The organism is Pseudomonas sp. PMCC200344, from assembly GCF_030053095.1.
In the GTDB taxonomy this organism is placed as follows: Bacteria; Pseudomonadota; Gammaproteobacteria; order Pseudomonadales; family Pseudomonadaceae; genus Aquipseudomonas; species Aquipseudomonas svalbardensis.
Map to the genome: position 1 here is coordinate 2852030 of NZ_CP125618.1, position 22042 is coordinate 2874071.

Sequence of the window (22042 nt, forward strand, 5' to 3'; positions counted from 1 at the left end):
CTGGAAGACGTTGTCTTCCACTGCCTGAGTGAGGACGCAACAAAAATATGAAGTAGCTCGCTATTTGAAACGATGCACACACTCAGGTAATACAAAGGAAAGATCATGAAAACCCTCACCTCCGCTCTCGCCCTCACCGCCGCGACCCTGTCCCTTGGTAGTGCTTTTGCAGCCAGCCAGCCCGGCGTTGAACACAACACCGCAAAATTCTTGCAATCCCTTGAAGGCGGTAAGACGCTCGACTCCATGACGCCGGCCGATGCCCGCGCCGCGCTGGTAGCTGCCCAGGCTGCTCCCCAAGTGGCCTTGCCGGCAGCTGATGTCAGCGAGATGACGATCCGCGTCAACGGTAGCGACCTGAAGCTGACCATCGTTCGCCCTGTCGGCAGCAAACAGAAAACACTACCCGCGTTCATGTACTTCCACGGCGGCGGCTGGGTGTTGGGCGACTTCCAGACCCACGAACGGCTGGTGCGTGACCTGGTCGTAGGCTCGGGCGCGGTGGCGGTCTTCGTCAACTACACCCTCTCGCCTGAGGCGGGATACGGCGTCGCCATCGAGCAAGCCTATGCTGCGACAAAATGGGTGGCCGAACATGGCAAGGAGATCAACGTAGACGGCAAACGCCTCGCCGTAGCTGGCAACAGCGCAGGCGGGAACATTGCCGCCGTGGTTGCCTTGATGGCCAACGAGAAGGGTGAACCAACACTGAGTTCGCAAGTGTTGCTGTGTCCGGTGACAGATGCCAACTTCGACACTGCGTCGTACAAGGAGTTTGCCAACGGCTATTTCCTGACGAAGGACATGATGGTGTGGTTCTGGGACAATTACACACCCGACGCAGAGGCACGCAAACAGATTTACGCTTCTCCACTGCAGGCCACGGGCGAACAGTTGAAGGGCCTGCCGCCTACGCTGATCCAAACTGCCGAATTCGATGTCCTGCGCGATGAAGCTGAAGCTTACGGCCGCAAGCTCGACGCTGCAGGTGTACCAGTGAAGACGGTTCGCTACAACGGCATGATTCACGATTTCGGGCTGTCGAACGCGTTCAGCCATCTGCCGACGCCGCGCAGCGCGATTGCGCAGGCATCTCAGGAACTCAAGACCAACCTGAGCAAGTAATTTCAAAAACAAAGAGTCCGCAGGTCTCGGTGAAACTGCGGAATTCTTTATTGAAAAAACATCGTTAATTTCATTGCGAAGCTACAGTAGCACCAAAGTTTTTCGGAACACCTGCTGCGCTTTTTGCAATTGAGCATAAATCAATAATCGCAATCCTTATTAAATTAAGAGTGAATAAATGAAAATTACTTCTATCAAGAGTTTGTTTTTTGTGGCCCTAATTTCGAGCTTGGGCGCGATTGCTCAAGCAGCTAACCTATCGAGTGACCAACAAGTCAGTAGTAAAACAGTGAGCAAACCTACGTACGTAGAAGAATACCAAGCTATCACTGAGGTGCTTAGCAAGTATATTGAGGGTTGCAAGCAGGCTAAGAGCAGTATCATGAAGCCCGCTTTCAACGAACATGCAACGATGTACAGCGTCGGCGCCGATGGCAAGCTGGCAGGCGGCGCGATTCCAATCCTGTTCGATGGGATCGACAAGGGTTTCCGTCCATCTCCTGACGCACAGGCCGCTATAGTCCGCATCGAGATCGTCGGTACCGCGGCTAGCGCTCGCATCGACGCTAACGACATGTCAGGTATCTCTTTCACTGACTTCTTCCATCTGCTGAAAGTCGAAGGTAAGTGGACTGTGGTTAGCAAGATTTTCCAAACGCATATAGCGCCTTAATTACTTGAGCCGTCCGGCGGCTTTGTGCTCGACTATCTAGGGCTTCTGCGCTGGAACCCTTCGATCACAGCCATCGACTTTAGTTAGTGGAGTCGGTATTCAACCGCCGGATGACCCAGTCCTTTCTTGACCTTACGAAATTTTGATTACTACTTTACCAAAGGCGCCTCTGGCCAAGTGCTCATACGCTTGGCGTGCTTGATCAAATGGATACACGTGGTCGATTACCGGGCGAATCTTGTGCTCATTCAAGAATTCGTTCATGCGATCAAATGAGGAGCGAGGAGCAACGGCGATGCCACGAATCGTTGTTTGCCGGAAGATCAAAGGCATCAGGTTCAGCGCAGAGGTTTGGCCGGTCAGGAAGCCGATCTGTGCGATACGTCCACCTGCCTTTGTCGCTGCAACCGATTGATTGATGCCATCCCCGCCTGCCACATCCAGCAGGAGATCGACCCCCTTGCCGTCAGTGAGCTTTAGTACTTCCTCTGCCCACTCAGGGCTAGTGCGATAATTTACACCCGCAACAGCACCCAGTTTTTTCACTGCTTGCAGATTGTCATCTCGACTGGAGGTGACGATAACTTTGGCGCCAAGTGCCGTTGCAATTTGTGCTGCGAAAACAGAAACACCCCCTGAGCCCTGAACCAAAACGGTTTGGCCTGCCTCGATCTGGCCGAAATCAACGAGCGCATACCATGCCGTCAGAGCAGCAATTGGAAGGGTCGCAGCCTCCTCATCTGACATGTTGTCGGGAGCACGTACCGCGCTGTCTTCATGGATAATCATGTACTCCGCCAGCCCGCCCGGCAATGGCGAGCCAAAGCAGTAGTTAGGCTCATCTGGCCCTGGCATGCCATCCAACCAACGTGAGTAAAGGTGTGAGTTAACTCGATCTCCGATAGAGAAGCGGCTGACGCCATCACCGACTGCTACGACAGTACCTGCTGCGTCGCTTACAGGGATTAGCGGCTTGGGCACCATATGAGGCTCATAGATGCCGTCAACGATAGCCTTATCTCGGAAGTTGAGCGATACAGCCCCCACTTTTACCAGCAGTTCTCCAGCTTTGGGCACGGGTGTCTCAGCTTCCCCCTGCACAAGATTGTCCAATCCGAAATCTTTCAGAAGCCACGCTTTCATTTTCAGTCTCCAGCAATTTTGAATGTGCAGGGGAGGAAAGCTCCTCCCTTACGCTGAGGACATTGTTGAGATTTCGCGGCACTAGATAAATGTGCAGAAACCAACAGGATTGTTATCCTGATCAGCAACAATCATCCAGTTATCATGTTTCCCGAGAAAGAGACTTATGGAGCTTCTACAGTCGATGCAGGTATTCGCCAAGCTGGCTGAGTTGGGAAGCTTCACCAAAGTCGCGGAGGCAATGCAGGCAGGACGCCCGCACGTCACACGCACCATTCAGGATCTGGAAGCTTCGCTGGGTGTCCGCCTGTTCCAACGCACTACCCGTAAAGTGAAACTGACTGCTGAGGGCGAGCGATTTTATGAGCGTGTCAAAGAGATTTTGGCAACAATCGCAGAAGCCACTTCCATGTTCGACCGTAGTGGATCGACGTTGCGGGGACGGCTTCGCATTGACATCCCCACTGCATTTTCCCAGCACAGCTTCATGGAAAACCTGAGAAAGTTTACGGAGACATTTCCCGAAATCGAGCTTTCATTGGGCGTGACCGACCGTGCGGTAGATCTCGTAGCCGAGGGCATCGACTGTGCATTGCGAATCGGTGACCTCCCGGACTCAAGCATGGTAGCTAGAGAAATTGGTACCGCCACCATGGTGACCTGTGCGTCTCCAGGTTATCTCCAAGCTTGCGGGCCACTAAGAACCCTAAACGATCTATCAGACCACCGATGTGTCAGCTTCCTTTCTGGTCAGAATAACAGACCGCTGCCTTGGCATTTTTCGGTAGACGGTGAAGATCGTCCACATACGCCTCATGGTGGTATCACTGTGAATGAGTCGAATGCCTACGTTCAATGCGGTGTTGCAGGTTTCGGCATTGTTCAAGCCCCGGGAATTACCGTTGAGACTTTCCTCGCAAGCGGAGAACTGGTTGAAGTGCTCAGGGCATTTCGTCCAAAGCCTCGCCTGGTTTCCGTGCTGTACCCAAGCAGAACGCATCTTGCACCTCAGGTGGATGCGTTTGTGGATTGGTTAAAGGATCATTTTCCAGTGCTACACCCTAGCTGGTTCAAATCTCACTAAGCTGCAGTCGTATGCCGACTCGGCATAGAGATAGGTTTTTGCCGTAAAATGTGTTGGGCGTACGATCATCAACTACCGTGTACCGGGCAGCAATCGACCCAATCGTTTCCTCACAGTCTTGAGAAATACATTGGCAATACAAATGCGGAAGTAATGGAAAGCAGAACACGGCTCTGCGACCGTCGAGTCCTGGCTGACCAAGTGATTTTTTGTTGAGTACAAAGGGCCCTTCGAAGGCTAATGCCAGTCAGTTAAGCTGACTGGCATTTTTCTTTCTGATCGGATATTTCGGTGATTTGAGCCTTATGGCGCGGGGATAAATGCGCTCTTCCCGTCGATGCGGCAGAACATAATGCGGGGCAGAGGCGTGCAGCTCGGCCAGATATTTGGGGATGTTCCCGGAACGGTCGGCCGAAACGCTGTTGATAAACCCTAAAATTGCCCAAGTACACGCGGTAAAGCTCATTTCGCACGGGTTAATACCCGGACAATGACGGCTCCTTTCCACCATCTGCTAGCGCAACAAGTTGTAGCCCAGCAACACGCCCCACAACTCTTGCTCGATCATCTCGGGCGTCTTGCTGCGCAGCGTATAACTGCTGTTGAGCAGCGTCTGTTTCATCTCCCGAAACCCTAGTTCGATCTCCCATCGCTGGCTGTACAGCTCGACGATCTCGTCGGATGGAAAGCGCAGCGGGTCGGCCATCGACGTCAGGATCTGACACACCTTGCCTTTGACGGTTTTGCTCAGGAGTCGCGCGGTCAGGCGCTCCGGCAGCCCCGGCCATTGCTTGCGGGCCTGCGGCGAAGTGCTCAACGAGACCACAGCGTCCTGGCGCCCCAAGCGCTGAGTCACTTCGTACTGCGCACCTTTGCGCAGTGGCATCAGCCAATGGCGCTCGGTGCCGGCTTGCTGCCACTGGTGCAGCAAACCCAGGGAATAAAAGCCGCGATCGAACAGGGTCAACGAGTGATCGGGCGTGGTTTCGATCAGTTGTTCCGCCAGCTTCATTTCGCTGCTGCGGTAGCCGCCAAACGCACTGCCGATCAGCAAGTGGCGGGTCAACTCCCTTTGGCAGACCATGCGCACCTGAGGAAAACCAGTGTCGCCATGCTGGTTGCTGGCGGAGTCGTAACGCGCACGGTTTTCGGGGGTATCGGGTGTTCGCCAGACGACGCCGTCGACACCCAGTAAGCGCAAACCGGCCCAAGTCGGATGACCGGCCGCCTCATGCCAACTTTTCTGAATCAGATCGAAGACCTGTCGTACAGCTTCGCTGCCTAATCGCTGACAGGCCTGGACTACGGCGCTGGGCGCCACCAGCGGACGTTGTCCCGGCAGCATGATGATCATGCGGCTGACCACATCCCAGGCCGACATGCGGCGAAAGAACGCCATGGAGATCACGCACCAAAGCATCATTTCCAGCGGCAAACGCCGCTTGCGCAGGGTCGCCACGCCGGCCTGTTCAAGTGCCTGCTCGACCAAAGATGGATCGAGTAAAGAATCCAGTCCCTCGATTGAGTTAGGGGTGGAGGCGATATTGTGGGTCAGTTCCAGGGCCCGAGCGAGACGCATAAAAAAATCCGATGCCAGTACAGGCATCGGATTTTGATTTCTTGCGGCCAAAGGTCAAGCAAGAGGGCTTAACTGATCGGCATTACCCTTCGAAGGCCCTTTTTATTTGCAGTTTATCGACGTCAGCGACCAAATCCTCAACCGGCGTTTCCGGCTATCTGCTACACCTCCATTCGTGTGCTTCTCGCAAACCTTCAACAGAGGCAAGGATGATGAATTCAAGCTGGGCAGATCAGGTGGCGCTTGTGAGTGGAGCGGGCAGTGAGCTTGGAATCGGTATGGCTATTGCCCATCGTCTTGGGGCTCAAGGGGCCAAGCTGATCGTCACGGCAAGCAGCGCACGCATCAATGAGCGGGTTGCGGAGTTACGCGCCGCCGGCTTCGAAGCAGAGGGTCGACCGGTAGACTTAACTCAGGAAACTCAGGTTAGAGAGTTCGTCGCTTGGGCTGAGGCCGTCTGGGGCCGCATCGATATTCTTGTAAATAATGCCGGTATGGCGATGCAAGGGAGTCCAGAACCGTTCGCCGAGTTCACGAGTACGAGCCTCGAAACTTGGAATCTTTCCATCGCTAGAAATCTGACAACTGCGTTCCTGTTAACTCAAGGGGTGTTGCCTGGGATGCGGGCTAGAGGATATGGCCGCATAGTGAACATCAGCTCAACCACAGGCACACGAGCCAGTAATCCAGGAGAGGCTGCTTATAGTGCGGCAAAGGCGGGAATGGTAGGCATGAACATGAGCCTTGCCCTTGAGGTTGCTCAACTTGGTATCACGGTGAATTCAGTTGCCCCAGGTTGGATTACTACAGGATCGAGCACTTCCGATGAATCCCGAGCAGCACGCTCTACACCTATTGGAAGGGCGGGGCGGCCAGAGGAAGTGGCCGCTGCGGTTGCGTTCTTGGCTTCACCTGAAGCGAGTTACGTCACAGGAGAATTACTCGTAGTGGACGGTGGTAATTGTTTGGTTGAGAACAAGTCAAAATAAGATCCTCACGAAAATTTTCTCAACTAAACACGATGCACTAAGCCCGAAATGAGCTCTTAAATGCTTTGGCTACCTGAGTCGAGCCTTCAACAGGGGCCAATTTCAGCAGAAATACAAAAACAGTTCGTGCTATTGAAACACCGACGCAACATTCCGACTTTATGATTCGCGTCACCGATAACTGTAGAGGTGATAGATGAATCGGTCATCAAGAAGCATGCGCAAACTGCTCGACTCCGTCGCCACTAACAATGAGGTAGCGGCGCTCGATATGATGCGTGCTGCTGAGCAGCTCCAAGATGAGGTGCTGCGCCAGCGGTTGCTCAATATGATCCATCGGCTCAACCAAGACGCCAATGACTTGCGAATGGCGCGGGACGATATCCAGGGCGGAGCCATAAAGCTCGCGTGATCGGTCTCGGTAACGTTTCTTAGTCTGTATGCCGCACTGGTCTCTTGGGCCAAGGGCGTGTTGGCCCGTCCCGAGCTATCCCGGTGGGTTAGCCGGGTAGTTGGGTCGACGTTCATCTGCTTCGGAGCAGCCATCCTGACCATGCGACAGGCTGCATAAGAGGAGGGCGGCTAGATACCATTCCCGCAGCACAGGCGCCAAAACATCACCACTGATTTGATGCAGAGCCTGCCTCTTTCAAGCCAGGGTAATCATCGAGCGCAAGGCTAGACTCACCATCGTCCATTGGCTCGCGCACTGATTTATGTATCACTCCGGCTTCAGCATCTGCACGCATCTGATCGAGCTCCCTGTGAAATGCCTTGTCCTGAACCGTGGGCTTACTGGTGTATGGCTTTCGTTCGGGGTCAGGCTGTGCTGCATAAGTCGTTACCGCGTCAGGGTCATGCTGTAGCTTTTCTTGAACTTGCGATTCCAGCATCGCACGTAGCGCGTCTTTGTCGGGCCGAGTCAGCAATTTGTTACTCCTATTAGGAAACCAGGCACCCAGTAATCGACTGAGCCAGTGGCCAGTTGGGGAACATCCAATCGATCGTGTCGAAAATCTGGGCTGCAGATACAGCCACAGGATTTCAGGTCGAAGAGAAGAGGCGGATCATCAATTTCTTCCAACACGGCGATCGTGTCAAATTGGGCACATGCCTGGGATGATTTCGTAATCGACAGGAACGCTGGACGTCTTACTCATGGACTTATGTATGGCTGCTTGGTGTACGTAAGGATATGCTGCCCCCGACTTCATATATGCCAATAAAACCAACTCACAGTGACGTTATGAGCCAATCAGAGACGCGTGCGACTGCCCTAACGCTGTATCCAGAGGACTCCCGCGAGGCGGCGGCTCTGCTGAAGCAGGCCGTACCACTGATGGTGCGTCACAACATTCCACCAAATCCCGTGCACTATGCTCTCTGGTACACCTACAGCAAAGGTCAGGAGCCAGAGCTTAATCGCCATCTGGACAGGGTGGTCAAAGACTTCGACTGTTTCCCTCCAGAATCCGCTACGAAGCTTTTTCGCGACTACATCATTCGTGACGAATTGGAGGAGGCGCGCGTAGGGCAACAACAAGCGATCAATCTGGTTGACGACATGGAGCGTAATGTCTCGCGTAGCGTGAATGGCAGTTCCAACTTTCAAGCCAGTCTTGGCCATTGCATGGAAATGCTCGCGGAGCCGGTCGACCAAAGGTTGCCCGCCATTCTGAGCGAGCTGCAACAGAGCACCCAGGTCATGCAGGATCAGCAAGAGCTTTTCCTCTCCCAGCTGCACTCAGCGCAAAATGAAATCAAGAGTCTGAGAGACAAGCTCGAGCGAGCCCAGCTGGCTGCATCTTTGGATGGTCTGACTAAGGTGTTGAACCGAGCTACCTTCACTCGCTTGCTGGAGCATGCATTGATCAACGCTCCTCATGGGGTGGCATTGGTCATGTTGGATATCGATCATTTCAAGCAGTTCAATGACCGGTATGGCCATCCTTTGGGCGACCGCGTACTTGAGCATGTTGGTCAGGTGTTGCGGAACTCAATCCCGCCTCAGGCCCTGGCGGCACGCTATGGCGGTGAAGAGTTCTGTGTAGTCCTGCAAGAGTGTTTTGATCTCACCAGTGCTCATACTTTTGCTGAGCAACTGCGCCTAAAAATTCAGGCGCTGCGGATCAAGGTTCGTGGCACGGATGAGGTGCTAGACACTGTAACTGCGTCCTTTGGTGTCACCCTCGCCAAAGCTGGTGACGATGTGGAAAGCCTTCTGACTCGTGCCGATGATGCGCTCTATCGAGCCAAGCGTAGCGGGCGCAACCGAGTGAACTGAAACTGGTGTTCGGACTCTTGCTGCAACCACATAGCCCCACAGGATATGGTGGAACGGGACGTCGCGGCTGCGATGGAGTGGATGAGCTCGCCGGTTCGTGGGCTTGGCTCGATTTATGCGGAAGCAACCGATCGATTTCACTCGCCCGCTGCGTCGGCAGGCGCGTGAGGACGTCCTTCAAATAAGCATACGGATCATGCCCGTTGAGCCGCGCCGACTGGATCAAGCTCATGATCGCCGCCGCCCGTTTGCCGCTGCGTAGCGAACCTGCAAAGAGCCAGTTTTTGCGACCCAACGCCCATGGTCGGATTTGGTTTTCGCACCAATTATTGTCAATGGGTACGGCCCCGTCATCGAGGTAGCGCGACAGCGCCGTCCAGCGTTTGAGGCTGTAATCCAGAGCTTTGCTTATCGCCGAGCCGTCGTGCACGATCTGGCGCTGGGCGATCATCCAGGCATGCAGAGCATCCATCACCGGTACAGCTTTTTCTTGCCGTATTCGGCGGCGTAAATCCGGTTCAAGGTTGCGGGCTTCGCTCTCGATTTCGTAAAGCAACTGGATGTAGCGCAAGGCCTGTTCGGCGAGCTGGCTCTTGTTGGTGGCGTGCAGTTCGAAGAACTTGCGCCGTGCATGGGCCATGCAGCCGATCTCGGTGACGCCGAGTTCAAAGCTGGCCTTGTAGCCGCCAAAATCATCACAGACCAGCTTGCCTTTCCAGTTTCGCAGGAAGCTGCGTGCATGCTCTCCGGCGCGGCTCGGGCTGAAGTCGTAAACGACCGCCGCCAAGTCCGAGAACTGGCTGGTGGCGTAGGCCCAGACATACGCGCGATGGGTTTTCTTTGCGCCCGGCGTAAGCATCTGCACCGGTGTTTCATCGGCATGGATTACGCCATGTTCGAGAACAGCATCGCGCAGGGCATCGAGCAGCGGCTGCAACTGCACACCACAGTTGCCGACCCATTGCGCCAAGGTCGAGCGGGCGATGACCAGACCGGCCCGACCAAAAATCGACTACTGACGATAGAGCGGTAAATGGTCGGCGAACTTTGCGATCATCACGTGGGCTAGCAGGCCGGCGGTCGGGATGCCCTTGTCGATGACCTGCGCCGGAACCGGTGCCTGGATCAGCGTTTCGCACTGGCCGCAGACCCACTTGCCACGGATATGACGCTCGACGGTGAACACGCCTGGCGTGTAGTCGAGTTTCTCGCTGACATCCTCGCCGATACGCTTGAGGGCGCAGCCGCACTGGCAGTGGCTGTTGTCGGGTTCGTGGTGGATCAGGGTGCGCGGAAACTGCGGCGGCAAGGCGGTACGCTTGGGTTTTTGCCGAGCCTCGGTCGAAACGGGAGCGGGTTGTAGCGCTTCAAGTTCGGCTTCGATGGCTGCGATGTCAGTGTCGATCAGGTCGTCAAGCAGGCTGGCCTGATCCGGGCTCAGTTGCTCGCTGCGCTTGGCAAACTTGAAGCGCTTGAGCTGCGCGATCTCGTGGGCCAGTTTCTCGTTGACCGTTTTGTGATGGTGGATTTGCTTACCCATCGTCTCGACTTTCTGATCGAGATTCTCGACACGCCGCATCAACTGCGCCGCCAGAGCGCGCAGTTGTTCAGGGGTTAGTTGGTCGAGGTTTGGAAGCGAAGTCATGCCGCCGATTTTGCCAGAGCAAGGCTACACCAGCGATAGACTCATCGGACAATTGCACGGCCAGGCTGGCCATGGCAAGCGTCACACGATGGAAATCGCGCCGCTTGGCCCAACTCTTTGCCAAGGCAAACCCAGCACCAGGGCATGCAGTTGTTCGGCACCTAATTCCATCTGAGAGCCGTGTCGAGAACCCGGCCAGAAGAACTTGCCTTGATGCAGGCGGCGCGCCGCCAGCCAAATACCCAACCCGTCGTGCACCAGCACTTTCATGCGATTGGCGCGGCGGTTGGCAAACAAATAAGCACAGTGCGGCTGCGCCGCACCGAACACGGCGACCACACGCGCCAGCGCGGTTTCGGTGCCGGCGCGCATGTCCATGGGCTCGGTGGCGAGCCAGATGGCGTCGATGCGGATCATCGCAACAGGTCTCGAAGAACGGTCGCACAGGCAGCCGCGCTGTCGGTCGGCCAGTTCACTTTGACGTGGGATTTCGAGGCAGATCATGGCCGGGGTGAAATCCGATCGTGACGCTGGCGACGGTAATGCCACCGGGATAAAGGCAGGTTGCAGGGCGACACTTTTCTGCGACTGTAGCCGAATCCACTTATGGACGAGGTTCGCGTTGAGACTGTGGCTCAGCGCGACGCTGGCGATCGAAGCGCCGGGCTGGGCACACTCTTGAATGACCTGGGCTTTGAAGGATTTGGAGTAGGAACGGCGTTGTGGCTGCATGAAATACCCGCTTAAAAGGCTAGAACTGGTGCCCACTTAAATTTAAGTGCACACCATGTCTTGGCTTTGCGGGGCTGGGTAGATGACTTGGCCGGACGCATACTTCTAATACCCGTAGTAGAAATGTAATACGCGAAGAACTCTCGCACAATTTGTGCAGACCTCTGTAAATCGCTGCGGCTTTGGAATCTAACAGTCGTGCCGTCAATAGAACGACAGAACAGTCGCCACTTTTCGTTGAATTTCCATTCTGAAAACGGGGCTAGGGGAGTTGATACAAATTTACTGTGACGTGTTTGTGAACACCACGCATCTGGCGGCTGCTTCAGAAAATTGATGAAATTACAAAACTCCGAGTGATCCCAGTCCAGAAGTGAGATGCCATTCAGGTATCTCCAGTTGAGCATTTTCTCCGCGACTCTGGTCACCAAATCGTAAAGTTCCCTCGCACGGGAAGGCGGCCAATTGTGAGCGGCCGCCTCCAAAAATCTTGTGCAGTACCACAGGCTGAGGGAAGGCAGCTTGACGGGATCGAGCTCTTCTAGCCGACAACAAATATTGTGATTCTCAGGACTATCAGCGTGCCAATGTTTGTACGGCGGAAACAAAGGGATAGGGACAAACGGAGCAGTGATAAATTCTCTCCGCGAGCTAGACGCTAACAGCGTGGTTTTGTGCTCGCCAATTGCTTACGAATCGCACGCTATGATTTCTATCGGCGCAACGTGATCATCGAAAAATTGGCTGAACACCGGTTTGTGAACCTATAGCTAAGACTTTAGATCAGGGAAGGCCGCCATATTCATGATTTCGCTAGGGTTCGGTGGTTTGCGAAATTCCGTTCGTAGGTAAGTGGAAACAGACATTTGGTAAAAGTTCCGTCCTGACACATTATTATACAGAGCAGGTCGTTTCGCTGGGTGTTGCGTTTCAGTTCATACCTTTGACACCCGCTTTTCCTAGGCCTGTGAGTTTAATTCGTCGCCTCCAATGAAAAAGCTATGTTGCTCGTCTTAGTCCGCACCCTGTTGCAAATAATTTGTTACACATTGAGCGATCCAATCAAGCCGGAGATCTGTTTTTCACCTTTGAAGCAAACTCAATTAAGCTCAGCAGCAAAATTGAAAGAGACGCCAAAAAATGGAATTTCCTGGGTTAACTCGGCAGTTGCTAATTGACCCTGAGCTTTGGAGTATGACTCGATCAGGTGCACGGGCTGGTCGGGGTTTTCGGTATCAAGACGCAGTAACCGCTTGGCTTGCCTCATTGGCGTGGAGTGGCGAAGCCACTTGGACGCGGCTCATTCCGGAAGGGGTCGACGACCTTACCTTGCACGGACCTGAGCTTGAGTTTAGAGCCCAGCTCAAGGCCAGGCATGATCCTCAGGGTGTCTTCTCCCAATCTGAGACGGCAAAACACCTTGCCAAAAGCGCTAAGGATCTCCCGCTCGACTGGCGTGAATCCAATCGGGTGAGACTAGCACTGGTGCTAGAGCGACCGCTTGAGGGTATTCAACCTACAGGTTGGATCGTAACGCTTGCGGAAAGTGGCCAAGATCTGACGAAATTCGAAAAGCTTTTGGCAGAGGCATTAGGGCAACCCGAGAGTGGTATCGTCGAGGCTTTACTAGCACGCACCCACTTGGTGATTGAGCCCGACCCGCTAGATCGTGGCTGCACTGCTCTCTCCAGTACATCACTACCGCCTGCGGGTGTGCGGCTAGTTCTCCAACAACTTCGCGAACAGGCTGGGAAAGCATCTGATTCCAACTACTTAGCATCGAGCGACAAGCCAGAGACGTTGGGTCGCAGCGATGTACAGATGCGTATCGATGGAGTTCAAGGGATTATTGATCCTATCGGCTACGTTGCTTTGACTGCTGGCCTAGCTGAGATCGCAAACTTCAGCGAACCGATGCCATCTGGTGCCTTCTATCGAGGTGTCAACGTAGTTCCGGGGCACGTTGGTGCTGGTCTAGTATTCGCTCGACCGGAGTTGATGGCAGACATTTTAACCGGCCTTGAGGCAAAGCGATTTGCTTTGATCGCGGGACCTTCTGGTGCTGGAAAATCAGCTCTTGCCTGGTTGTCCGCTCACCATACGCGTCATGCAGTGCGTTGGTATCGCATTCGGGAGTTGCAGGTTGCCGACGTAGCAAAACTCATTCAGCTCGCCAAACTATTAGAAGCGAGTCCTGCGCGCCCCGTAGGCTTCGTTGTTGACGATGTGGGCCGGCAGGAGACGTCGGGTTGGGACTCGCTCGTTCGGGAGGTAGAGGCTCAGGCAGGTCTGCTTGCCATTGGAACGGTGAGAGAGGAGGACATCTTTCTTTTGTCATCCGCGGCTCGTACTCCGACGATCCGGCCCAAGCTGGATGAGAGTCTGGCATTCGGAATATGGAAAGCTCTGCAAACGTCCGGCTCAGTGGTTTTCAGTCACTGGCAAGAGCCATTTGAGCTAAGTAACGGTTTGCTTCTCGAGTACACCCACTTACTAACTGCCGGGGAGCGGCTAGAGGAGACGATTCGTGAGCAGGTGCGTCGTCGTCTTGCTGAAGACCGGGGCGATGAGCTGATGATTCTAAGGACCATTTCCTTCGCTGCTGCTCAAGGGGCAGCTGTAGACCCAGTTCGGCTTCGAATACTTTCTGGAATGGATGAGCCTCGCTTTGCAAAGTTGCTTCAGCGACTGGTCGATGAGCATGCGGTGCGGGCCAGGCCTGATGGTGCACTCATGGGGCTGCACGAGATCCGCTCGACATATCTTGACGTAGCCATCCGTGAGCTTCTCGGTGAAGCTAGAAGTCGGGCAGTCACAGCGGCAGCTGAAACCCTTGCGAGCGATACTTTCGCGGCGTTCATCGTTCGGGTGCTGCGACGATGGCCTGAAGAGGAAAAAGCCATTTTGGAGGGGCTCGTCGCTCGGCTAAAGACAGAAGACGGGCGGTGCTGGACGCCAGTTCTTCATGGCCTCGGACTCGCAACCGCGGATCGAGTTGCAGAAAAATGGTTGGAAATTTCTCGTTCAGTAGATATTGATGACCGCTTAAGCGGGTTCACTTTTATGTTTACTCTCGCGAGCGTGGATTTCGGCGACGAACCGTTGTTCGCCAAACCGAAGATAGCGCATGCCTCCTTCTCGAAAGTCGATGTCGTAGATCTTCGTAATACTTTGATCAAGATGGCAGCAAGCGCTTGGCCTGCCCAATTAAGTGTTAGCGAGGCAGCCGAGCTGGCAGCGACCTTATTACCAATTGTCGGTTGCAAATCACCGCCGTCTATCAAGTGCATTCCAAGTGGAGACTTGACTAATACCTCCTTGGAAGACCTTCTAGCTCTTCTAATCACTTTAAGAGAAGTAGATTTAGATGCTGCACGAGCTGTCATTGAGATGTGCGGAGGCACGTCCGCTCTAATAAATCGCTTGTACCGTGAGACACCTTGGGTAACTTGCCCTGAAATCGGGGAGTCTGATGGCAAGCTCAGTGTGACTGGGTACGTTCGTTTCGTTCATTCTGAGGTTCAGTCAGACCTGAATGAGGAGGTCGTACGTTTATGCACGGCCATGAGCGCTGTGGTACCTGATGCCGAGCTCCTTATTTCAGACGCGATCTTCTGCGACGGCCATCCCGTTGGGTATGGAGCGCACTCTCAGAACACCAAACGAATGCCTCGCCATGCCGTCATAGCTCCGATACGAATTGCCTGGAACCAGGCTCAAATTCGAGCGATCAACCGATTGGTAGCTGCTCCCACCGAGACCCAGCGCACAACAGACTTAGCCGTTGCAATCAATGAACTTGGAGTAAAGCTGAGGGAGGCGGGGGATTTCTACTGTCGGATGGAAATCCCAGGAGCGAAGTGGAAAATGCTTCTGCAGATTCGAGATTGGCTAACAACGTTCATTCAACCTCCGAGTATTAGTGAGTCAATCTCCGGGCCTCTAGCACCAGGTAAGTCGAATGATGGTGACAAACTTCATGACTTTGTTACAGGTCTGCAACGACTGATGACTGAACTGACTGATGGAGTTTCGGAAAAGCCCAACCTAATGGCTGCTCGGACAGCTAGCTTGGTGCGCGACGCGGAGTTATTGCATCGCCCAGAGTTATGGCGCATGACCAGCGAGCCCCCCCTGGAAATGTTGGTTCAAATAGCCGAGACGCTTCGGCAGATACGCGCGGTACTTGCCGACGCTGCTATGAATCCGGATCAGCGCCGCGTTTCTGCAAGCCGCTTTCGTACCATGAGTCGTCGGCACTCAGTTCTACATCGCGCTGCGAATGATGCGTTTCAAAGGGCTGACTCATTGACATCCGCTCGCCGAGAACAGATACGGCTCGCTATGGCGGACAAAGGGTTAGACGTCGAAGTGTATTCGCGTAGACAATCTAAAAGCAGTGGCGCTCAATGGCCTGATGCTGAGTTTGCTGTTCTCTTGAAGGTAGAGACGCTTTTTGATTGGTTAACCACGGAAGAAGCTTTCTCCGCAGTGGCAGCTGCACTATCAAACAACGCAACGATTAGCTATGGAGCGGTAATCAATGGGTGCTTATCTCCTATTGGCATGACTTTCATACTTTCGCTATTCCCTGACGCCACGTTCGCTGACAAATGGAAAGACAGCTTGCCGTACCCCCCGATAATTGATGATGATTTGAAGTCTTATGATGAGGCGCTGGATGCCATCAGTGCTATGTCGGCAGCTTGCGCAGAATCAGGGCGTGAGATGAATGCCAAAGAACTTGAATTTGTAACGAGCCTGATGGAGCGATACCGACACAGTATGGAGTGCATCGCGACGAAGCTAGAAGATACTGCAGATGATGTGCTTATCGACGCAGCAGGTTCTCTTAGTCGTATATTCAGTCGCTTTCAGAATGAACTGGAAAATGAAGTGGACGTAAGATTGGCTTCTGATTTATCAGCCGGTCTACGCGGAACCATAACGGATCTGACGTGGGAAGTTTTACATATTCGCTTAGCCCTTATGGAACGTGCTGCCTTTCGATAAGGTAGCGTGAAAAGGCTAATCGCGCGCTCTTGTGAATGGACTGTGGATTAGTATCACCGAGCAATCGTTATTAATTTTACTGTTAAGCAGGTTGTCTAATGGATATAGTTTCTATTTTATCAGGATCTGTCAAGTCTGTATTGATTCGAGCTTTTAAGCCTGCATTTGAGCTTGTCGAGAGAATTCTATTTGAAGAGGCATATAAAGCTTCAACCGAGCACCACATCTATCGAGCGCTAAAAGTAGACAAGCCTGAGAAATTCGGATGCGGAATTAGCTGCGATGTGATTTGGCAAACATATTTTTTAAGGCGAAAACTTACGAATCCAGTGCTAAGAGTGTCCGCACATGATGGAGCTGAATTCAAAAAGATTGTGTTGTGTGTAACAGCGTTCGCTGATGTCATGCGGTATCAGGATGTTGTGACACTGTATGATGTAGGTGAAGTCGTGGTTCAAACCGCGCTACCGAGCATTCCTCTTCGAGATTTGAAATTGGTTGATGATGGTCGTAGTGTTCGCCTGCCTTATAATACTTATCAAGTAAGAATACTTTACGCGGAGAGGGCTGATGGGGCGACGCTTCCGTCACTTCCCGTAATAGGTCAGAAATTTACCCCAATGGATAATCTGTTGCCTTTGTTAGGGCGGGCGCAAGGTGATGTCGAAAAGTGGGGCGAGATCTACAATTTAGAATTCATTCATACAGTCAAACAAGAGGCAACTATAGATGCTGCCAGTTGCTACATGTACGCATCGGGGAAACTAGGACGGCTAAAGCATTGGGGCTTAACTTCTAAAATCGTGGTTGATTTGAAATTCTGGAAGAGAAACATATTCACAGGAAAGGAAATTTGGCTTGCGTATTCTGCCTCTGTCGAAAAGCATAAGTTTTGGGACAAAATCGACCGAAGCTAGAGCGCCAAGATGGTGGACTAATACCTCGTCGCACCTATGATTTCAATAAGCGAAAAGCTGGTGCTACTCATCGTAAATTTCAGGTATCACACCAAGCCCGAAGGGATGTTGGCACCACAAGAAAGTTTGGACGGTACGAGCTGCCAATTATGTTGACGGTTACAGCTTCCACTCATCGGCATGCGCAGGAGGGGGAATGCGTTTGCGGCGCTGCTCAATGTCTGATTTGCGCATCGCATTTTTTAGGCGCAGAGAAGGCCCTTCAAGTTCGGACGGTGAAGCTAGGCTAACAGCAAGCATTAACAATTCGCGGCTTTTCTGCTTGCCGTCCATAATTTCAGCGAGACTACTTTTCGAATGCGGATGTTGATTCATGTGGGCGGCCTTCGATCTCAGCAACATGTTTGATGCTAGCACGCGCTATGCAGCGAAAAGTATTCCGTTGATCCGCTTAATGTGAATGAGGCGAAAGACGAGCAGTTCTGGCCCAATGGTACTGCGATGTCGGCCCTCCGATGATCGCTCAATCTCGCGGGGAAGTGAATCACCTCCAAGTTTTGTAGATCCCCTTTGCCTAGAATGAGGCCAATCAGGAGGTGCCATGAGTCGTCAGCTCATTGCGATCACGAACAATCGACTGCTGCTAGCGTCATCGATTCAAAAAGCCAAGTCGGCAGTGCCCCCGATCTATACGCATCAACAGTCACCTTGTTTAGCGTCAGACTGGGCATATGCGCATCCTCCTCGATGATCGGATCAGGATGCGACACAAGGGAGAACCATAGCTGCGGTGGAAGCGGAAGCCGGCTGTGACGGCATGCCATTACCAGTATTGGCCAATGTGCAAGCTGGATTGCAGAGAGGCGCGTGTAGTAACCGCCCTCAACACACTCCTTCTTCAGTGTCTCTCGGGCTGCTCTCCCGTCTGCAGTGATAGGGATGTCACACAGCGCCACCCCATGCGGTGTTTTACCCAAATAAAGCTGGCTCTCGGTGTCCGGCCCAGGCATCCAAAGCTGCTGATTGCAATAGCGCATTTCAGTTCGCACGAACTCGGAAAATTTTGTGCTGGATGACGTCTTGCCTCCTAGCGTCGCCCAAAGCATGGCCGTGGGTATTAGCACGCTCCCCTTCGTGTGCTGGGTTCGATATTCAGCGGTCCTCGCCAAGGGATGCCTGATCAGCTCCTGGTAGTTGGCGTGGAGAGAGGGGTACTGATGATGTTTCATGAAATTGAAATGGTAGTGGTTCAGAAGCTCGCAGCAATATTTTTGCGCAAAGTCTCGCGACTCACTCATCATTGACAGAAACATCAGGGCGCAGCTGAGTTCGATGACTTGTTCATCCGCCACGGGCGATAGCAAGACGCCGTTGTTTTTGATGAGCTGGGCGATGTGGCGTGCAAGGGTTGATGCGTGCTCCGGCGTCTCCTCGGGCTCTAGAACGCGCAATCTGTCTCCATCCTGATGAGGCCAGAGAATCCACAATCCCCGGAGTGCTATGCGGCCCAGGGTCTCAAATACCTTCAGGTTGATGTCGACAGCACAATGGGAATTTACTGACGAGGCCACAGCATCGCGATTTGCTGTCAGCGGTAGGATTTTTCCCTCCAGCAGCTCGCCCCAAATCTTCTTGTGCAGCTCCACCAGCTCTTCAAAGGTCAACCCGATACGCCTGTGCCCTACAGACGCGGCTTCGATATCACCTTTGACCAACTCCCAGGCTCGTAAATGACTACTTCACTTGCGCGGTAAGGGGCTTCCAAGTTCTGTTGATCACGCGCCCAGACAAAGAGCACAGATAGGCAAATGTACATCTGCCGCAGGGTGGCTAGCCGCTGCACGGGGAGCTGATTATCTGTTTTGACAAGTCCTTCCACGAGCGCTGTGAAATGCTGAATCGAAACGTCAGGCTCGTCGAGCATCGCGATGGATTTCTGAAACCTCGACTGAAGGCCTTTGCTCACATGTTGATGCTGTAGCACACCATGGGCGAGCAATCCCGCCATGTAATCGCCGTTCCACTCCTGAAAGGAGATACGATCATTGCTCTCTCTATCTATGACTCCCTTCAGGGTGTCCCTCACAGCTTCGCTGACGCTCCCGCCAAAACACAGACAGATGACGACCTTCAAACCCTTGTACTGGTTAGAGACTCGGTTGGGTATGTAAGCGTCAACAATTTCGTAGATGGAGCTGCGTACACCTTGAGGCACGGCCGCCCATTCAGCCCGCGTCAAGTCGCCTTGTTTGATTGAAAACAGATAAAGCTGTTGTTCGCCATTCACTGCAGGGCTAACAGCGGCGACGTCGACACCGAACTGGCGAGGCCCCGTGGACGGGCGCGAAATCACGTTGTAGCCCAGCTCACTTAGCAGGTCAGGCAGAACGACATCTAGTTCATCGCGCTCACGCAGGGAGGCGAGGTACTCACGGAATACAAGTTTCATTGTGAGCGCGGCTCAAGTAGGAAGGTAAAGACGGTTAACTCCAGCGTGGTGGGATCTAACACCGACTGACGAGGTATCTGAAAGGTGTGCTGAACAGTAGCAAGGGATTGTTCCATGCGCCGCATAGGTGCTGCTTGTTCGCTAGCATCATCTTGCGCCCGGGCAAACTCCGGAATCCAACTGGCCATGCCGGTGCCATATAGCAGGACCTTTTCACTGACCAGACTGCTGAAAATGGATCCTTTTCTCGCTTCCACCATCTCGCTCTGCATTTTCTCATTACGCAGGTCATGCTCCAGCTGGCGCTGACGCTCCGAAGGCTGTAGCTCCCGAATGTGCGCGTCCCCCAGCCCATCCAGATATCTCTGCAGCTCCGATAACTCGTTGAACGGCCTGCGATGCCATATCTGCGGGATTTGCGGCAATTTCGTTCAGGTAGTCTGAGCCCAGTCCAGAGTAGTTAATCAGGATTGGGTCAAATAAAAGGTTCTCTAGCGCTCTCAGGGTAGCTCCGGTGGCACTGCGCATCAGGCTGACAACCAGTGAGGCGGCGAAAAGAGGTTTTGAGAGGAAGGTTCCGATCGCTTTACGTGCGATGAAAAGGTAGTCACTTTCCAGTAAATCAGGCGTGCGAGCGAAATCAAACGCAAAAGTCCGCTCCTCGCTGCCTTGTAGAAGTCCACTTCTGAGCGATAGGCACAGGGCTAACGAGCCAGACTGCAGCCAGGCCACTACCCACTCACTCAGACGAGAGTCGTCCCCACACTCAAGTTCATGCACCACTGAGTCAAAACGATTAAGAGGTACTCCGGGTTCAGTGACAATCAGCCTTTCGACTATGCCACGAGCCAACGCGACATCCCCAAATTTGATGAACTGCGACAAGACGATGTCCAGCAAATTTACGATTTCATCCTCTGGCTGACCTGAGGCCACGAGGGCAAGGAGATCGTTACGTACTTGGAAGCTGTATGCGTCTGCGCCTGCCAATAGTGCTTGACCAACTGCTCTTTTTGCCTCCAGACGGACGGGAGCGGCAGCTCGTTCGACTAACCTTAAAACTGAAAGCTGCGAATCAGCTGACGCGTCCTTTAACCAAGCAATTGCCATAGCGAGAAGCGCGTCTCGCACAGACGGTTCGGCCTCGCGCTCGATCACGCTGGAGACGGCATTGCTGAGGTCAGCGTTTGTAGCCAGCGTTCCAGATGACAAATTGCAAAAAGCTCTGGCGGCCTGGGCGCGCTCCGGGGCATCACCGATTTGGAGGAATTCAATTCCTTTTGCGGTGAACAGCGTTGGATCAACCGATAAACCAGCAGATATGCATACTTGCAAACAGTGGAATCTGCGAGCAAGAGGAGCGCCCGACTCGATGAGTTGCAGCAGCTCTACGGGGCGATTAGATGCCGCCTGGCACCATTTCATCGACTCCGTAAACACCAGGTGGCTGAGCATCGGATCCTCCTGATGGATCGCCCCAGCCATGAGCTCAAGCAAGTCATCACAGTTGAGCGCGATGGCGCCCAATGCCGGCAACAGGATTCCCAAACCTACATACAGTTCATGGTTCGAGTAGGCGGGCTCCTCAGGAAAAGGGAGGAGGGCGCGTAGATTAATATCCTTCGCTTGGTGGGCGCTGATCAACACTTGTGAATAGGCATAGGTATCATGCCGCCAGCTGTCCTTGAATATCATATCTAGCAGTCGGCCTTCCGCGGCTGCCATTGCGATCTCTTCCTGAGTTGGGATGGTCATCTCAGCTCCTTCTTAGAAAACCGTATTTCAGATGTCGCCTAGCCCATAGGCGCTCCGATGTTACGACCTCTGGTGCTCCGAGGCGGAGTGGCCATCATGCATCAAACCGGTATCATGCGCTGGGCTTTCAGGAGGCAACTGGTATAAGTTTGGCCGCTACAGTCCACGATCAGCGACTGGATTTTACTGGGTGGATTGTATGATCCTCACAACCGGACGAGTCGCTGTAGCTTGGCGCCGCCGCTCCCCCCACGGCATATAGGACGTTTATGACCCGATCTATTGCACTGCGAACTTATTGGGGCGATTGGATGAAGCTTTCGATGAACGAGATCCAGCTCGTCAAGCTCAAGGCACATCTCCAAGCGGACTCAACCGAAACCATTGCCTTGGGAGGATACGTCTTTCGACCTCAGGGAGACGTTCTGTATTTTGCAAATAGCGGGATACCCTCCAAATATTATTTTGAGATGTCGCCGCTGGAGGTCATCACCGTCATCGATGAGGCGTTGGACGCAAGGTATTAGCTACCTTCGGCAATGTACGAAAAGAAGCGCCGTAAATTCCGCAGCCAGCAGACCATCGCCGCATAACCTTTTGCAAACTTGCAGTAACTTAGTGCCAAGCGGCGGTTTTCTTTCAGCAGCCGAATCC

The 22042-nt window shown here is 53.4% G+C and carries 17 protein-coding genes and 4 pseudogenes; 10 read left to right on the plus strand and 11 right to left on the minus strand.

Translation table 11 applies throughout. The annotated features are described in order from the left end of the window. Nucleotides 1–105 precede the first annotated feature (105 nt). A complete protein-coding gene (locus QFW87_RS12940) occupies nt 106–1125 on the plus strand; it encodes an alpha/beta hydrolase (RefSeq protein WP_283190686.1) in 1020 nt (339 codons plus the stop codon). Nucleotides 1126–1414: 289 nt separating this feature from the next. Further along, complete coding sequence (locus QFW87_RS12945; RefSeq protein ID WP_283190914.1) at nt 1415–1798, plus strand: nuclear transport factor 2 family protein; 384 nt, start codon at nt 1415–1417, stop codon at nt 1796–1798. A gap of 132 nt (nt 1799–1930) precedes the next feature. On the opposite strand, the gene QFW87_RS12950 is transcribed toward QFW87_RS12945, so the two are convergent. Next, nucleotides 1931–2941 carry an NAD(P)-dependent alcohol dehydrogenase gene (locus QFW87_RS12950; RefSeq protein ID WP_283190687.1) on the minus strand — a complete coding sequence of 337 codons (1011 nt, stop codon included), beginning with the start codon at nt 2939–2941 and terminating at the stop codon, nt 1931–1933. Between the two features lie 184 nt (nt 2942–3125). On the opposite strand from QFW87_RS12950, the gene QFW87_RS12955 reads away from it, so the two are divergent. After that, the gene (locus tag QFW87_RS12955; protein WP_283190915.1) at nt 3126–4025 is read left to right on the plus strand and encodes a LysR family transcriptional regulator; all 900 of its coding nucleotides are present in this window, start codon (nt 3126–3128) and stop codon (nt 4023–4025) included. A gap of 247 nt (nt 4026–4272) precedes the next feature. On the opposite strand, the pseudogene QFW87_RS12960 reads toward QFW87_RS12955, so the two are convergent. Further along, a pseudogene (locus tag QFW87_RS12960) lies at nt 4273–5604 on the minus strand (IS4 family transposase). 212 nt (nt 5605–5816) lie between these two features. Between QFW87_RS12960 and QFW87_RS12965 the strand changes: the two are divergent. From QFW87_RS12965 to QFW87_RS12975, 3 genes and pseudogenes are all read left to right on the plus strand, one after another. Beyond that, on the plus strand, nt 5817–6593 hold the full coding sequence (locus QFW87_RS12965) for an SDR family NAD(P)-dependent oxidoreductase (RefSeq protein ID WP_283190916.1): 777 nt from the start codon (nt 5817–5819) through the stop codon (nt 6591–6593). Nucleotides 6594–6789: 196 nt separating this feature from the next. After that, nucleotides 6790–7005, plus strand: coding sequence for a hypothetical protein (locus QFW87_RS12970; RefSeq protein WP_283190688.1), 216 nt, complete (start codon nt 6790–6792; stop codon nt 7003–7005). Further along, a pseudogene (locus tag QFW87_RS12975) lies at nt 7006–7164 on the plus strand (LysE family translocator); the annotation flags it as partial. 46 nt (nt 7165–7210) lie between these two features. Here QFW87_RS12975 and QFW87_RS12980 read toward each other — a convergent pair. Then, complete coding sequence (locus tag QFW87_RS12980) at nt 7211–7522, minus strand: hypothetical protein (RefSeq protein ID WP_283190689.1); 312 nt, start codon at nt 7520–7522, stop codon at nt 7211–7213. Nucleotides 7523–7839: 317 nt separating this feature from the next. Here QFW87_RS12980 and QFW87_RS12985 point away from each other — a divergent pair, with 317 nt between their 5' ends. After that, nucleotides 7840–8877 carry a GGDEF domain-containing protein gene (locus tag QFW87_RS12985; protein WP_283190690.1) on the plus strand — a complete coding sequence of 346 codons (1038 nt, stop codon included), beginning with the start codon at nt 7840–7842 and terminating at the stop codon, nt 8875–8877. A gap of 112 nt (nt 8878–8989) precedes the next feature. Here the strand turns inward: QFW87_RS12985 and QFW87_RS12990 are convergent. Continuing rightward, nucleotides 8990–10522 (minus strand): annotated as a pseudogene (locus QFW87_RS12990) (IS66 family transposase); the annotation flags it as partial. A gap of 81 nt (nt 10523–10603) precedes the next feature. After that, nucleotides 10604–11254, minus strand: a complete 651-nt coding sequence (gene tnpB, locus QFW87_RS12995; RefSeq protein WP_283190691.1) for an IS66 family insertion sequence element accessory protein TnpB — start codon at nt 11252–11254, stop codon at nt 10604–10606. Between the two features lie 1470 nt (nt 11255–12724). Between tnpB and QFW87_RS13000 the strand changes: the two genes are divergently transcribed. Together QFW87_RS13000 and QFW87_RS13005 are read left to right on the plus strand one after the other, a co-directional pair. Then, a complete protein-coding gene (locus QFW87_RS13000; RefSeq protein WP_283190692.1) occupies nt 12725–16267 on the plus strand; it encodes a hypothetical protein in 3543 nt (1180 codons plus the stop codon). Between the two features lie 98 nt (nt 16268–16365). Next, nucleotides 16366–17184 carry a hypothetical protein gene (locus QFW87_RS13005; RefSeq protein ID WP_283190693.1) on the plus strand — a complete coding sequence of 273 codons (819 nt, stop codon included), beginning with the start codon at nt 16366–16368 and terminating at the stop codon, nt 17182–17184. 159 nt (nt 17185–17343) lie between these two features. On the opposite strand, the gene QFW87_RS13010 is transcribed toward QFW87_RS13005, so the two are convergent. The 5 genes from QFW87_RS13010 to QFW87_RS13030 form a co-directional block, all read right to left on the minus strand. Next, complete coding sequence (locus tag QFW87_RS13010; protein ID WP_283190694.1) at nt 17344–17559, minus strand: hypothetical protein; 216 nt, start codon at nt 17557–17559, stop codon at nt 17344–17346. Nucleotides 17560–17807: 248 nt separating this feature from the next. Next, the gene (locus QFW87_RS13015; RefSeq protein ID WP_283190695.1) at nt 17808–18848 is read right to left on the minus strand and encodes a hypothetical protein; all 1041 of its coding nucleotides are present in this window, start codon (nt 18846–18848) and stop codon (nt 17808–17810) included. Nucleotides 18849–18865: 17 nt separating this feature from the next. Beyond that, entirely contained in the window at nt 18866–19633 is a 768-nt protein-coding gene (locus tag QFW87_RS13020) for a hypothetical protein (protein WP_283190696.1), read from the minus strand. Continuing rightward, complete coding sequence (locus tag QFW87_RS13025) at nt 19630–19905, minus strand: hypothetical protein (protein ID WP_283190697.1); 276 nt, start codon at nt 19903–19905, stop codon at nt 19630–19632. The genes QFW87_RS13020 and QFW87_RS13025 overlap by 4 nt, the downstream gene beginning before the upstream one ends. Before the next feature lie 16 nt (nt 19906–19921). Further along, a complete protein-coding gene (locus QFW87_RS13030; protein WP_283190698.1) occupies nt 19922–21388 on the minus strand; it encodes a hypothetical protein in 1467 nt (488 codons plus the stop codon). Nucleotides 21389–21711: 323 nt separating this feature from the next. Between QFW87_RS13030 and QFW87_RS13035 the strand changes: the two genes are divergently transcribed. Beyond that, complete coding sequence (locus QFW87_RS13035; RefSeq protein WP_283190699.1) at nt 21712–21915, plus strand: hypothetical protein; 204 nt, start codon at nt 21712–21714, stop codon at nt 21913–21915. On the opposite strand, the pseudogene QFW87_RS13040 reads toward QFW87_RS13035, so the two are convergent. Next, nucleotides 21912–22031: pseudogene (locus QFW87_RS13040) on the minus strand (IS5/IS1182 family transposase); the annotation flags it as partial. The gene QFW87_RS13035 and the pseudogene QFW87_RS13040 overlap by 4 nt on opposite strands. Nucleotides 22032–22042: the final 11 nt, after the last annotated feature.